This window comes from Halorubrum tibetense (assembly GCF_042661865.1).
GTDB lineage: Archaea > Halobacteriota > Halobacteria > Halobacteriales > Haloferacaceae > Halorubrum > Halorubrum tibetense.
Window position 1 is genome coordinate 1 of sequence record NZ_JBHSWW010000058.1, and the last position, 12559, is coordinate 12559.

Annotated in this window: 13 protein-coding genes and 1 pseudogene; 7 read left to right on the forward strand and 7 right to left on the reverse strand. The window is 68.8% G+C overall.

Going from position 1 to position 12559, the window contains the following annotated elements; translation table 11 throughout:
* On the forward strand, positions 1-882 hold an 882-nt coding region (gene gpmI / locus ACFQEU_RS06050; RefSeq protein ID WP_379780274.1), incomplete at its 5' end, for a 2,3-bisphosphoglycerate-independent phosphoglycerate mutase.
* Between the two features lie 63 nt (positions 883-945).
* Positions 946-2088, forward strand: coding sequence for a thiolase family protein (locus ACFQEU_RS06055; protein ID WP_379780276.1), 1143 nt, complete (start codon positions 946-948; stop codon positions 2086-2088).
* A 39-nt stretch (positions 2089-2127) separates the two neighbouring features.
* On the opposite strand, the gene ACFQEU_RS06060 is transcribed toward ACFQEU_RS06055, so the two are convergent.
* The 3 genes from ACFQEU_RS06060 to ACFQEU_RS06070 form a co-directional block, all read right to left on the reverse strand.
* The gene (locus ACFQEU_RS06060) at positions 2128-3198 is read right to left on the reverse strand and encodes a dipeptide epimerase (protein WP_379780278.1); all 1071 of its coding nucleotides are present in this window, start codon (positions 3196-3198) and stop codon (positions 2128-2130) included.
* Positions 3195-4265, reverse strand: coding sequence for a DUF1611 domain-containing protein (locus ACFQEU_RS06065; RefSeq protein WP_379780280.1), 1071 nt, complete (start codon positions 4263-4265; stop codon positions 3195-3197). The genes ACFQEU_RS06060 and ACFQEU_RS06065 overlap by 4 nt, the downstream gene beginning before the upstream one ends.
* Before the next feature lie 190 nt (positions 4266-4455).
* Entirely contained in the window at positions 4456-4773 is a 318-nt protein-coding gene (locus tag ACFQEU_RS06070; RefSeq protein ID WP_379780282.1) for a DUF5785 family protein, read from the reverse strand.
* Between the two features lie 127 nt (positions 4774-4900).
* Between ACFQEU_RS06070 and ACFQEU_RS06075 the strand changes: the two genes are divergently transcribed.
* Entirely contained in the window at positions 4901-5467 is a 567-nt protein-coding gene (locus tag ACFQEU_RS06075; protein WP_379780284.1) for a peptidylprolyl isomerase, read from the forward strand.
* 12 nt (positions 5468-5479) lie between these two features.
* Here the strand turns inward: ACFQEU_RS06075 and ACFQEU_RS06080 are convergent, their stop codons facing one another.
* Entirely contained in the window at positions 5480-5929 is a 450-nt protein-coding gene (locus ACFQEU_RS06080; RefSeq protein ID WP_379780287.1) for a universal stress protein, read from the reverse strand.
* 215 nt (positions 5930-6144) lie between these two features.
* Between ACFQEU_RS06080 and ACFQEU_RS06085 the strand changes: the two genes are divergently transcribed.
* On the forward strand, positions 6145-7725 hold the full coding sequence (locus ACFQEU_RS06085) for an amidohydrolase (protein ID WP_379780290.1): 1581 nt from the start codon (positions 6145-6147) through the stop codon (positions 7723-7725).
* Positions 7726-7834: 109 nt separating this feature from the next.
* Positions 7835-8086 carry a SelT/SelW/SelH family protein gene (locus ACFQEU_RS06090; protein ID WP_379780292.1) on the forward strand — a complete coding sequence of 84 codons (252 nt, stop codon included), beginning with the start codon at positions 7835-7837 and terminating at the stop codon, positions 8084-8086.
* A 42-nt stretch (positions 8087-8128) separates the two neighbouring features.
* Here ACFQEU_RS06090 and speB read toward each other — a convergent pair whose 3' ends face one another.
* Together speB and ACFQEU_RS06100 are read right to left on the reverse strand one after the other, a co-directional pair.
* Positions 8129-8971 (reverse strand): agmatinase, encoded by an 843-nt coding sequence (speB, locus tag ACFQEU_RS06095; RefSeq protein ID WP_379780294.1) that lies wholly within the window; start codon positions 8969-8971, stop codon positions 8129-8131.
* An 8-nt stretch (positions 8972-8979) separates the two neighbouring features.
* Positions 8980-9357, reverse strand: coding sequence for a translation initiation factor IF-5A (locus tag ACFQEU_RS06100; RefSeq protein ID WP_379780296.1), 378 nt, complete (start codon positions 9355-9357; stop codon positions 8980-8982).
* A gap of 322 nt (positions 9358-9679) precedes the next feature.
* On the opposite strand from ACFQEU_RS06100, the gene ACFQEU_RS06105 reads away from it, so the two are divergent.
* Positions 9680-11545, forward strand: coding sequence for an SLC13 family permease (locus ACFQEU_RS06105; RefSeq protein ID WP_379780298.1), 1866 nt, complete (start codon positions 9680-9682; stop codon positions 11543-11545).
* A 27-nt stretch (positions 11546-11572) separates the two neighbouring features.
* Here the strand turns inward: ACFQEU_RS06105 and ACFQEU_RS06110 are convergent, their stop codons facing one another.
* Entirely contained in the window at positions 11573-12211 is a 639-nt protein-coding gene (locus ACFQEU_RS06110) for a hypothetical protein (RefSeq protein WP_379780301.1), read from the reverse strand.
* 167 nt (positions 12212-12378) lie between these two features.
* Between ACFQEU_RS06110 and ACFQEU_RS06115 the strand changes: the two are divergent.
* Positions 12379-12559: pseudogene (locus tag ACFQEU_RS06115) on the forward strand (LLM class flavin-dependent oxidoreductase); the annotation flags it as partial.

Genomic DNA, 12559 nt, shown 5'->3' on the forward strand with positions numbered 1-12559 from the left:
GCGGTCGAGGCGGCGCGGGAGGCGCACGACCGCGGCGAGACCGACGAGTTCGTCGAACCGACGCTCATCGCGGGTGGGAACGGGGTCGAAGACGGCGATGCCGTCGTCTTCTTCAACTTCCGGGCGGACCGGGCGCGCCAGCTCGTGCGGCTGCTCACCGACACCCGGCCGGCGTGGTCGTTCGCGGTCGACCAACCCGATATCGCGCTAGTGACGATGACGGAGTACGACGAGACGTTCTCGTTCCCCGTAGCGTTCCCGCCGGAGATCCCGGCGGACACGGTCGGGGAAGTCGTCGCCGACGCGGACGGCACCCAGCTGCGGATCGCGGAGTCCGAGAAGTATCCACACGTCACCTACTTCCTCAACGGTGGCCGGGAAGTGGAGTTCCCGGGCGAGCTGCGGTCGATCGTGAAGAGCCCGGACGTGCCGACGTACGACCTCCAGCCCGAGATGTCCGCGCCCGAACTCACCGACGAGGCGATCCGCGTGATCGAGGAAGACGATCCGGATCTGGTAGTGTTGAACTACGCCAACCCGGACATGGTGGGACACACCGGCGATTTCGACGCCGCGGTCGCGGCGGTCGAGGCGGTCGACGCCGAGCTCTCACGGCTCTTGGACGCGGTCGCGGACGCGGGCGGCCACGCCCTCGTCACCGCCGACCACGGCAACGCCGACGACATGGGGACGGAGACGGATCCCCACACCGCTCACACCTTCAACCCGGTGCCGTTCGTCCACCTGACGCCCGACGGTGACGACGGCGGTCAGACGGTTTGCTCCGGTGGATCGCTGTGTGACGTCGCCCCCACGATCCTCGACCTGATGGCGCTCGACCGCCCGGCAGCGATGACTGGGACACCGCTGCTTGAACGATAAACTCCGGGTCGATTCCTCCGGGTTCCACGCCCTTTTAAGCCGGTCTGGAGTATGTGCGGATCCATGACGGACACCACGACGCCGGTGATCGCGGCCGCCTACCGAACGCCACAGGGGAAAGACGGGGGCATCTACGCCGACGTCCGGAGCGAGGACCTCTCGACCCGTTTGATCGACCACACGCTCGCTGAAACCGGACTGACTGGCGACCACGTCGACGACCTGATGTGGGGCGTCGCCCAGCAGCGAACCGAACAGGACAACAACGTCGCACGGGTCATCGCGCTCCTCTCCGAGCTCGGCGAGTCCGTGCCGGCGACGTCGATCAACCGCTGGTGTGCCTCCTCGATGCAGGCGATCATCTCCGCGTCGGACGCGATCGCCGCGGGTAACCGCGACTGTATCATCGCGGGCGGCGTCGAGAACATGAGTCGAGTTCCGATGGACGGCGACTCCTACCAGCACCTTCACCCCGAGCTCTCCGAGCGGTACAACGTCTTCCAGCTCCAGATGGGGATGACCGCGGAGAAGGTCGCCGAGGAGTACGACGTGAGCCGCGAGGCGCAAGACGAGTACGCCGCACGGAGCCATCAACGTGCGGCTGAGGCGACGGACTCCGGGCGGTTCGACGACGAGATCGTTCCCGTCGAAACCGACGAGGGACTCGTGGAGGCGGACGAGGGGATCCGTCCCGACACGACCGCGGAGGCGCTGGCGGACCTCCCACCGGCGTTCACGGGCGACGGCACGGTGACCGCGGGGAACTCTTCGCAGATCTCCGACGGCGCGTCGTTGACGCTCGTGACGAGCAAGGCGTTCGCCGAGGACCACGGCCTCGACGTGCTCGCGGAGGTGGGGACGAACAACGTCGCCGGCGTCGACCCGACCGTGATGGGGATCGGGCCCGTGCCCGCCACCCGCGGGCTGCTCGACCGCGCCGACAGGACGATCGACGACTACGACCTCGTCGAGCTCAACGAGGCGTTCGCCTCCCAGTGTGAGTACTCTCGGCGCGAGCTCGGGATCGACGCGGACAAGTACAACGTGAACGGCGGCGCGATCGCCATCGGACATCCCCTCGGGGCGTCCGGGGCGCGGCTCCCGGTGACGCTGATCCACGAGATGCAGAAGCGGGACGCGGATCGCGGGCTCGCCACGCTGTGTGTCGGATTCGGGCAGGGTGCGGCGATCGAGTTCTCACGATAGGCCGGTACCGGAACGAGCGGGGCCGGTCGTATGACCCCGCTACTCGGCGTCGGATACGGTCTCGCCGGGCGATTCACGAACCGCACCCGTCCCGGCGCGATCGGTCTCGGCGAGTCGGAGCGGCCCGCCCGTCACGTCGACGCCGGTGTAGGGGTCGGATTCGAGTAGCAGCGACCCGTCGAGGTCGGCGTAATCGAGTAGAGGCGCGAGCTGGGCCCCGGCGGCGATGGCGGCGTTCGATTCGACCATACAACCGAGCATCACTTCCAGCCCGTGTGCCCTCGCGGCCGCGATCGCCCGGCGCGCCTCCAGGAGCCCGCCGGTTTTCATCAGCTTCAGGTTCGCGATGTCACACCGGTCGGCGATCGCCGGGATGTCCGCGGCGGTGAGACAGGACTCGTCGGCGGCGATCGGCAGCGCGGACCGCTCGTAGGCGAACCGGAGCCCGTCGGGGTTCTCGGCGGGAACCGGCTGTTCGATGAACTCGACGCCTAGGTCGGCGAGCCACCCGCTCTTTTCGATCGTCTCGCGGGGCGTCCACGCCTCGTTGGCGTCGACCCGGATCGTCGCCTCGGGGGCGGCGTCCCGGACCGCCTCGACGACCTCGCGGTCCCGGTCGGTCCCGAGCTTTATTTTGAGGACGGAGTACCCCGCGTCCGCGGCGTCGGCCGCCTTCTCGCGGATCCGGTCGGTCGCGTCGATCCCGATCGTGAACGACGTCTCCGGCGCGTCCTCGGGGTCGAGCCCCCAGAGGCGGTACAGCGGGACGCCCAGTCGCTTGGCCGCGAGGTCGTGGACCGCGATCGACACCGCACAGCGCGCGGCCGGGTTGTCGCTCACCACCGCCGCCATCCGGGACTCGATCTCGTGAAGCGCGTGCGGGTCGCCGACCTCCTCGACGACCGCGAGCAGCTCCGGGAGCACCGCGGCGACGGTGTCGGCCGTCTCGCCGTAGTGTCTCGAGGGGGCCGCACAGCCTACTCCGGTCATTCCGCCCTCGTCGGTGACGTGGACGATCGCGTTCTCGACGTGGGTCTGTGTTCCGCGCGAGATGGTAAACGGCTCCTCCAGCGCCAACGACAGTCGCTCGACCGAAGTGTCGAGAGTCACGCGTCCACCTCTTCGAGGTCGCGGCCGAGGCCGTCCAGTAGCCCGCCCACGATCCGATCCGCCCCGTCACGGACCGGGTCCGCGGCTGGGACGCCGGTCTCCCCCGTGAACGACTCGATGGCCTCGTCGGCCGCCGGCGCATCGAGGTCCTTCGTGTTCACTGCGCCGGCGACGACGCTCGACTCGTGGACGGGACGGGCAAGCCCCTCGTACAGGTCGACGTACTCCGCGAGCGGCGGGAGGGGGAACGACTCGTAGCCGTGGATCGCCTCCCGACCCGCGGCGTGACACAACACGAGCGCGTCGGGCATCGAACCGTGGAGGATACCGCAGGTGACAGCCGAGTAGGCGGGATGAGTGATACTCCCCTGCCCCTCGACCACGAGCAGCTCGTGGTCCGCGGCCGCCTCGACGACGAGCGCCTCGACCGCGCCGGCGGTGAAGTCCGATATCACCCGGTCGATCGGGGTTCCCCAGCCCGCGATCATGATCCCGGTCTGGCCGGTCGGGACGAACGCGGCGTCGATCCCGCGGTCGCGGGCGGCGGCGACGATCTCCAACGAGGCGGTCATCTTCCCGACGGAGCAGTCGGTACCGACCGTACACACCACGTCCGCGTCGACGTCGCCAGCGTCGCCGGTCGCGACGCCGATATCCTCGGGCGGGCGACGAACGTCCCTGAGGCTCACGCCGTGCTCCTCGGCGAGCGCGGTCAGCTCCGCGTCGTCGTTCAGGAAGTAGTGGAGGCCGGCGACGACGTCACAGCCGGCCTCGATCGCCGCCCGGACGTCGGGTCGCCACGACTCCTCGAAGCCGCCGCCGATCGGCGCGATCCCGATATATAGGGCGTCGATATCTCCGTCGGCCGCGGCGAGCGCGTCCGGGAAGGAATCGACGATGGGCGCGTCGGCCACGTCAGGGACGTGGTCGGCAACGCGGTCGCCGGCACGGTCGCGGTCGAGAACCGCCTCGACCGTCTGATCCCCGTAGCGCATCACGCCGAGCGCCGTCTTCGCACGGTCGGGGAACTTCCCGTGTGCGAGGACGACGATCCGTTCGTCGGTCATGGACGCTCGGTCGCTCCCACCGGCTATAAAGGGGAGGGGAGCGGCGGGTCGTGCCGGGTCGCAGGAGGCCGTATCGAGTCGCCGCGGGTCGTGCCGGGTCGCGGGGGATCGCTGCGGATCGCGGGGCGGTCACGGTGAGGGGGCTGTCTCCGGTCGGCCGGAGTCGCCGTCGAACCGGAACCGAACCCGATCAGGCGGGGCCGTCGACGAACCCCTCGGGCCCCTCGTAGAACCAGTAGCCGTTCTCGCGCATCGCGCGTCCGAGCTCCTGGTGGAACTCGACGAAGTCCGCGAACTCCTCGGTTTCGACGCCTTCGAAGATCTCCTCGACGGAGACGACCGTCTCGTAGTCGATCCGGATCGGGTGGTCGCCGTACTGCTCGACGTAGTCGGCCGCGGACAGCGGGAAGTCCTCCTCCTCGTCGATCTTCTTCGCGAGCACCGCGTGACCGTACTGCCGCATACCCTCGCTACCCTGCTCGCCGTCGGGGTCGTGTGGCCAGTCCATATCCGAGGTTTCGCGTCGCGGTGGAAAGTCGTTGCGCTCCTGACGGGGGTCCCATCGACCCACACCGCCGGCCCGCTCCGCGCCGCGGATGGGTAGCGTTTTCCGACCGGCGCTCCTTCTCCCGGACATGTCACGATCGGTCCACAACGACGGCAACCCACAGGTGACGCTTCACACGACCCACGGCGACGTCGTGGTCGAGCTGTTCGCCGACCGAGCGCCCAGAACGGTCGAGAACTTCCTCGGGCTGGCCCGCCACGACCCCGCCGCGGACGCCGACCCCGCCCGCGACACCAACACGTGGGAGGACCCCGAGAGCGGCGAAGTCCGGGGCGACTCGCTGTACGAGGGGAACGTGTTCCACCGGGTCATCGACGACTTCATGATCCAGGGTGGCGACCCGATGGAGAACGGTCGCGGCGGCCCCGGCTACCAGTTCGACGACGAGTTCCACGACGACCTGACCCACGACGGCCCCGGGATCCTCTCGATGGCCAACTCCGGCCCGAACACCAACGGCTCGCAGTTCTTCATCACGCTCGACGCGACCCCCCATCTGGACGGCAAACACGCCGTCTTCGGACAGGTGATCGACGGGATGGATGTCGTCGAGGAGATCGGCTCGGTCCCGACGGACCGTCGCGACGAGCCGCGCGACACCGTCGAGATCGAACGGGTTACGGTCGAGGAGTAGCCGCCCGCTCGATCACGTCCTGACGGTCGTTTTCACGATGCTCACCGGCGCGGTCGACTGCCGGGAGACGCGCTCGGTGACGGAGCCGAGCATGCGTCGGTAGTCGCCCGGTCGCGTCTTCGACCCCATCACCGTGAGATCGATCTCCTCCTCGTCGATGTATCGGAGGATCTCCTCGTGGGGCGCGCCGTGAACCATGTGGGTGACGACGTCGACGCCGGCGGCGTCGGCCTGCTCTGCGACCGCTGCCAGTGCCTCTTCACCCGTGTCTTCGAGGGTCTCCTCGGCACCCTCTGCCCCGCTGACGAACTCGTCGCCCGAATACGCGTTGACGATGTCGCTGTCGACAACGTAGATGACGTGGAGCGTCGCGTCGTATCGGTCCGCCGCGTCTATCGCGTGGTCGGTCGCGCGGTCGACACCCTTGCTGCCGTCGGTTGGGAACAGGATCCGATCGTACATACGCGATGGTTCGTCGGACGACCCGATAAAACGTGCGACGGGTTCTCGGAGGGGTGGAGAGGTAGACGAGAGCGGAGAGCGAGGGGGAGAGAAGAGCGAGGGGGAGAGAAGAGCGAACGCAAAGGGGAGGGAAGACGCGTCGGGTTTCTGTGAGGGTCGGGGATCGAACGCCCGCGTCCCGAACGGTTAATCCGCTGCCGGACGGGAGTCCGGACATGAGCCGATCCGCCGACCGCGTGTTCCTGAACGGGGAGATACACACCCTCGCCGAGCCCGACGAGACGCACGAGGCGGTCGCCGTCCGTGACGGCGAGATCGTCCGTCTCGGTCGAAGCTACGACGTGGAGTTCCTCGCGGGGGTCGATACCGATGTCGTCGACCTCGACGGGCGCGTGCTCCTCCCGGGGTTCATCGACGCGCACACCCACCTGACCACGGTCGGCCGGTATCTCGTCCACGCCGACCTCTCCGACGCCGACTCGCCCGACGAGGCGGTCGATCGTCTCGAAACGCGGGCGGCCGAGCTCGACGAGGAGGACGACGCCTCGTCGGGGCGTTCCGAATGGGTCCTCGGGTACGGCTACGACGAGTCGTCGTGGACGGACGATCGCTACCTCACGCGGGAGGACCTCGACCGTGTCTCGACCGACCGCCCCGTGGCGGCCTTCCGCGAGGACATGCACGTCGCGGGCGTCAACGGTGTCGTCCTCGACCGCTTCGCGGACACGCTCGCGACCGCGCCCGAGGAGACGGTCCCGACGGACGACGCGGGCGATCCGACGGGCGTCCTACTGGAGGCCGCCATCGATCCGATATACGAGGCGGTCGAGCCCGACGTCGAGGGGACCCACAGGGCCGTCGAGGCCGCATTGGACCTGTGTGCCGAACGCGGGATCACCGGGTTTCACGACATGGTCCGTGGTTCGCACGCCCCGCGAGTGTACCGCACGCTCGACGCAGCGGGCGAACTGACCGCACGGGTTCGGATCAACTACTGGACCGATCACCTCGACGCGCTCCGGGACGTCGGACTCTCGACGAACGCGGGGTCGGAGTTCGTGGAGACGGGCGCGATCAAGTCGTACACGGACGGGAGTTTCGGCGGGCGGACCGCCCGACTCTCGGAGCCGTATGCCGACGCCACCGACGAGACCGGGCAGTGGGTGGTCGACCCGGACGAGCTCGCCGACGCGGTACGGGAGGCGACCGACGCAGCGTACCAGTTCACCGCCCACGCGATCGGCGACGAGGCGGTCGACGCCGTTCTCGACGCCTACGAGACCGCCTCGGCGACCGACCCGGGCGAGTCCCGGCACCGGATCGAACACGTCGAGCTCGCCGACGACGAGGCGATCGAGCGGCTCGCTGAGACGGGCGTCATCGCCAGCGTCCAGCCGAACTTCCTCAAGTGGGCCGGCGAGGGCGGCCTGTACGAGGCGCGGTTGGGCGCGGAGCGGACGGCCGAAACGAACCGCTACCGCGATCTGCTCGACGCCGGGGTCGCGCTCGCGTTCGGCTCCGACGGGATGCCAATGGACCCCCTCTTGGGCGTCCACCACGCCGTCAACGCCCCGGCTGACGGGCAACGTCTCACGGTGACGGAGGCGCTCCGTGCGTACACCCGCGGGGCCGCGTACGCCGGCTTCGACGAGGACCGACTGGGAACCGTCGCGGTGGGCAAGCGGGCCGATTTCGTCGTCCTCGACGACTCCCCGTGGGACGACCCGGGCTCGATCCGCGAGGTCGACGTGGCGATGACAGTCGTCGACGGCCGGATCGTCCACGACGCGCGGTGATCGGATCGTCCACGACGCGCGGTGATCGTCACGATCCCGGGATACGAGGTCCGTGCGATCATTGCCGAATAACAATAGTTATTAATCATGTAGTTCCGAGTGTTCGGTAATGGCAGAGATAGCCATCGAGTACGCCTCCGGGAAGCGCCTCCGGTCCGAGGCCGAGACTGCACGCCGACTCATCGACGCGTACCTCGGGGACCGTTCGGACGTAGACGGTGTCACCCTCTCCCCGTCGACGGAGTCCGTGTTCTGTGTCAGCGTCGAGGGTGACCGGATCTGGTGTACGAACCCCCGCGAATGGATCGACGCGATGGAGGCGGTGACCGCTGCCAGGCGACGCCTCTCAGAGCTGTCGTAAACCGGAGCGATCACGGCCGGCCGACCGTTGTGAGGGTCCGCGTCAGTCGCCGTCGTGAGCCGCTGCATCGGCGTGCCGATACACGAACTCCCGGCAGAGCTTCCCCGCCAGCGCTGCGGCCTGCCCGTCGTCGCGGTCGTTCACTTCGACGACGTCGAACCCAATCGCGTGAGGCGCGACCCCCCGGACGAGATCTCTGACCTCTCGGGGGGTGAGCCCGAACGGTTCCATCGTGCCCGTCCCGGGGGCGAATCCCGGATCGAGGCCGTCGATATCGACCGAGAGGTACGTGTCGCCGCCGAGCGTGTCCGGATCGGTGGCCACCTCCGCGATCCAGTCGCCGGCGTCCGCCGGCGGGACCACCTCGACATCCCCCTCGGTCGCGCGGTCCCACTCCGCCTCGGAGCCGGTGCGTGCGCCAACGATCACGGCGCGCTCGACGCCCAAGTCGTCGAGTTCGCGCCGGGTGACACACGCGTGGTTCCACGGGTTGCCGCCGTATTCGTCCCGCAGGTCGAGGTGGGCATCGACGACGACGAGCGTGTCGGGGGCGACCGCGTCGACCCCGGCGTAGGTGACGGTGTGTTCGCCGCCCAAGAGCAGCGGGATCGCGTCGCCATACGTAACGCTCCGGAGCTCGGCGGCGAGGTGGTCGAGGTACGCGGGCACGTCGTCCCACGGGTGGACGTCGCCGGCGTCGTGGACGCCGAGCGCGGAGAAGTGGCTCCCCGTCGCGTGGTCGTAGTCGTCATACGTTTCGGCGAAACGTCGGACCCGGTCCGGGCCGAACCGGGTGCCGGGCTGGAACGTGGTCGTGGCGTCGAGTGGAGCGCCGACGACCACGTAGGAAGCAGGGTCGCGGTCGGCGGTCGCTCCGGGGAACATGGCCTCGATTACCCGACGACCTTGCGCTGGCCCTCGTACTCGAGGTACTCGATGGTGTCGTCCGAGGAGAACTCCTCGCCCTCGGGGATGCGCATGGTGAACGTCTCGTAGGTGTCGAGGTCCATGACCTGGGCGTCGTCGCCGGAAACGGAGACGACCTGTCCCTGTTTCCGCTCGATAATCGGGACCCAGACCTTCGCGTCCACCGGCTGCGAGAGCGAGCGCTTCTTCTCGTCGAACACGCCCTTGCCTTCGACGCGGGCCTTGGCGCTCCCGTGTTTTCCGGGTTTGGCGGTACTGTAGTGATTGATCTTGCAGGGCGAGTCGTCCATCATGACGTAGCTGCCCTCTTGGAGTTCGCGAACCTGCTTCTGCTCTCGCGGCATATCCGCTACTTCCGGAGGCGCGGGTATAAACGGTTTGGAACACCGCGGCCCGTCTCCACCGGGCGCGATGTCGACTCTATGGCCGCAACGGAACGCGACGTGGCGCTCACGGCATCTTACACGACTGCGAGAGTATCGCTCTAACCGGGTCGCGATCTCGACGGCCGATCCCCGGATCTCACCGAAGTCGTGTCACTCAGGAACCGATCTGAGAGAACGCTTTCGACGGAGCCGTCCGGTGTATATCCGAGCCGTCCGGTCCGAGCGGAGTCTGCGGGGCGGAGGCCGAACGGATATATACGGTCCGAGAGTCGTGCCCTACATGGTTCTCTTCGGTGTGCCGACCGGAGCCCTCGTCGTCTTCGGGTTGATCGGCGTCGCGCTGACGCTGTTCGTCACGGAGCTCATCCCCAACGACGTCACCGCCATCGGGATCATGGTCGCCCTCGTGGCGCTGGAGCCGTGGACCGGTGTCGGTACGCGCGGCGCGATCTCCGGGTTCGCGAACACCGCGACCGTCACGATCGTCGCGATGTACATGCTGAGCGCCGGGATCGGGCGGACGGGACTCGTTCAGCGGCTCGGCGTCCGGCTCGCCCGCTTCGCTCGGGGCAGCGAGACGCGCGCGCTCGCCGCGACGATCGGCACGACTGGTCCCATCGCGGGCTTCGTCAACAACACCCCGGTCGTCGCCGTGTTCATCCCGATGATCACGGACCTCGCGAAGGAGGCCGGCGTCTCGCCCTCGAAACTCCTCTTACCGCTGTCGTACGCCGCGATCCTGGGTGGGACGCTCACGCTGATCGGCACCTCCACGAACCTGCTTGCCAGCGAGTTCGCCGCGACACTCCTCGACCGCGGGCCGATCGGGATGTTCGAGTTCACCGCGCTCGGCACCGTCGTCCTCGCGGTCGGGCTCGCGTACCTCATGACGGTCGGTCGCTGGCTCACTCCGGCGCGGATCCCCGCGGACGCCGACCTGATCGAGGAGTTCGGTCTCGAAGGGTACCTCACCGCGCTCCGAGTTCCCGAGGACTCGCCGGTGGTGGGGTTAGGGCTCGACGAGCTCGACGACCGGACGGAGTCACCGGTCACCCCGCTCCAGCTCCGCCGGAACGGCGAGTCGTTCCTCGCCACCGAAACCGACCAGCGGCTCCAGGTCGGCGACGTGCTCGTGGTGAGCGGCGAGCGCGAGGCGGTGAACCGGTTCCGGACGCGGCAGCGGCTCACCGACGCGCCGACCGAAGTGACAGAGGAGACGTTCACGGCGGTGGATTCGGGCGACGGCCTCGGTCGGGCGGTCGTCCCGGAGGGGTCCGCGTTCGTCGGCGAGACGCTCACCGAGTCCCGGTTGGCAACGTTCCACGGATTGCAGGTGCTCGCGATCCGCCGCGGTGGCGAGCTGATCCGGGCCGGCCTGAGGGAGGTGACGCTGGCCCCCGGCGACCTCCTCCTGGTCCAGACGACGCCGGAAGCGGTCGACTACTTCGCCGACGGCGACGACCTGTTCGTGCTGGAGGAAGACACGCTCGACCGGATCTGGTCGGACGGGGAAAACGGGGCGCGAGAGCCGTCGGCGCGCGAGCCCGTCCCGCTGTCGCCGAAGACGCCCGTGGCCGTCGGGATCATGGCGGCCGTCGTCGGCCTCGCGGCGCTCGATATCCTCCCGATCGTGATCGCGGCGCTCGGCGGGGTGTTCGCGATGGTTGTCACGGGGTGTCTCTCCTCGGCGGACGCCTACGACGCCGTCTCCTGGAACGTGGTGTTCCTACTCGCGGGGGTGATCCCGCTCGGGCTCGCGATGGAGGCGACGGGCGGGGCTGCGCTCATCGCCGAGGTGCTCGTCGGGACGGCGAGCGTGCTCCCGCTCGTGGCCGTCCTCCTGTTGTTCTCCGTGGTCACCGGGCTGCTCGCGAACGTGATCACCCCGGTGGCGACGGTCGTGTTGATGATCCCGGTGGCGGTCGACGCGGCGGCACAGCTCGACGCCAACGGGTTCGCCTTCCTGCTCGTCGTCACCTTCGCGTCGGCGACCTCCTTCATGACGCCGGTCGGCTACCAGACGAACCTGATGGTGTACGGCCCGGGCGACTACCGATTCACGGACTTCCTTCGGGTGGGCGCACCCCTCCAGCTGCTGCTCGCCGTCGTTACCACCCTCGGGATCGTTCGACTCTGGGGGCTCTAATCCCCGGGGCCGGACGGTAACCCGGGATCAGGTGAAAAGAACGATCACGACGACGACGAACAGCAGCTCGCCGCCGACCAACAGGAGGACGATCAGCCAGTCGCGGTACGTCCTCGCCCAGTCGACGGCGGCGTTCGCTGCAGCCGCGGCCCGGGTCGTTACAGCGGCTGTGCTGGCGGGTTCGGCGTCCCGCTCGGTCCGGGACTCGCCGGCGATCCGCCACCCGGCATCGGGGTCGTACGTGGCGGGGACGCGGGCCCCCACGAGCCCGTCGAGGTCCAGCGGCGAGACCCCGGCGGCGTCGAGGAAGGCGAGCAGCTCCGTACACTCCTCCAAGGAGCCGTCCGTCGGGGCGTCGAACCGCTCGACGTGGGTCGCCTCGCCGTGTGGCGGACGAGTCTCGACGACCGCCTCGTCCCCCTCCATCCGAACCGCGGTGACGACGAGCTCGTCCTCCTCGTCGTTGAGGTAGGCCTCCCGGAGCCGCCGCTTGAGCGACTCGTCGACGGCCGTGTCAGGGCCCGGATCGACCGTCGGCAGGTCCGAGTCCGGATCGGCGGCTGTCGCCGTATCCGCATCAGCCGTCCCTGGACCCGCGTCGGTCGGGACGGACCCCGAGTCGGCCGTGTGCTCGACGGACTGCTCGCGGGAGGGTCGCTCGGGCATTCAGTCGCCTGTTATCGACACGAGCGCATAAACGCACGGCCGGCCGATCGGGCTTGGTTCGGGGTCTTCGCTGCCGTCGGCAGCTCGGCGCACCGACCGCGCACCGACCACCCCCGATCGATCCGTCATCCGAGGACCGATACGCGTCGGGCCCGAAATGGCCAACGATGACCGAGCACGACCACGAGAACCGGGGCTATCGACGCCTCTTCGGCGGCGACGGGCTGACGTTCGGAGCGGGGTTCCCGCTCACTGGCGTCCCGGAGTCGACGCCCGACCCGGCGGCGGAGGTCCGGCTGGCGACCCACGCCGAGGCCGTCGGGTTCGACGCGCTCTGGGCGCGTGACG

What these genes read in the sequence shown, in the direction of transcription:
- ACFQEU_RS06070 (WP_379780282.1), bottom strand. Translation starts at nt 4,773, where the DNA reads ATGGACTGGCCACACGACCCCGACGGCGAGCAGGGTAGCGAGGGTATG.
- ACFQEU_RS06080 (WP_379780287.1), bottom strand. Translation starts at nt 5,929, where the DNA reads ATGTACGATCGGATCCTGTTCCCAACCGACGGCAGCAAGGGTGTCGAC.
- ACFQEU_RS06065 (WP_379780280.1), bottom strand. Translation starts at nt 4,265, where the DNA reads ATGACCGACGAACGGATCGTCGTCCTCGCACACGGGAAGTTCCCCGAC.
- speB (WP_379780294.1), bottom strand. Translation starts at nt 8,971, where the DNA reads ATGTTCCCCGGAGCGACCGCCGACCGCGACCCTGCTTCCTACGTGGTC.
- ACFQEU_RS06055 (WP_379780276.1), top strand. Translation starts at nt 946, where the DNA reads ATGACGGACACCACGACGCCGGTGATCGCGGCCGCCTACCGAACGCCA.
- ACFQEU_RS06105 (WP_379780298.1), top strand. Translation starts at nt 9,680, where the DNA reads ATGGTTCTCTTCGGTGTGCCGACCGGAGCCCTCGTCGTCTTCGGGTTG.
- ACFQEU_RS06100 (WP_379780296.1), bottom strand. Translation starts at nt 9,357, where the DNA reads ATGCCGCGAGAGCAGAAGCAGGTTCGCGAACTCCAAGAGGGCAGCTAC.
- ACFQEU_RS06085 (WP_379780290.1), top strand. Translation starts at nt 6,145, where the DNA reads ATGAGCCGATCCGCCGACCGCGTGTTCCTGAACGGGGAGATACACACC.
- ACFQEU_RS06110 (WP_379780301.1), bottom strand. Translation starts at nt 12,211, where the DNA reads ATGCCCGAGCGACCCTCCCGCGAGCAGTCCGTCGAGCACACGGCCGAC.
- ACFQEU_RS06090 (WP_379780292.1), top strand. Translation starts at nt 7,835, where the DNA reads ATGGCAGAGATAGCCATCGAGTACGCCTCCGGGAAGCGCCTCCGGTCC.
- ACFQEU_RS06075 (WP_379780284.1), top strand. Translation starts at nt 4,901, where the DNA reads ATGTCACGATCGGTCCACAACGACGGCAACCCACAGGTGACGCTTCAC.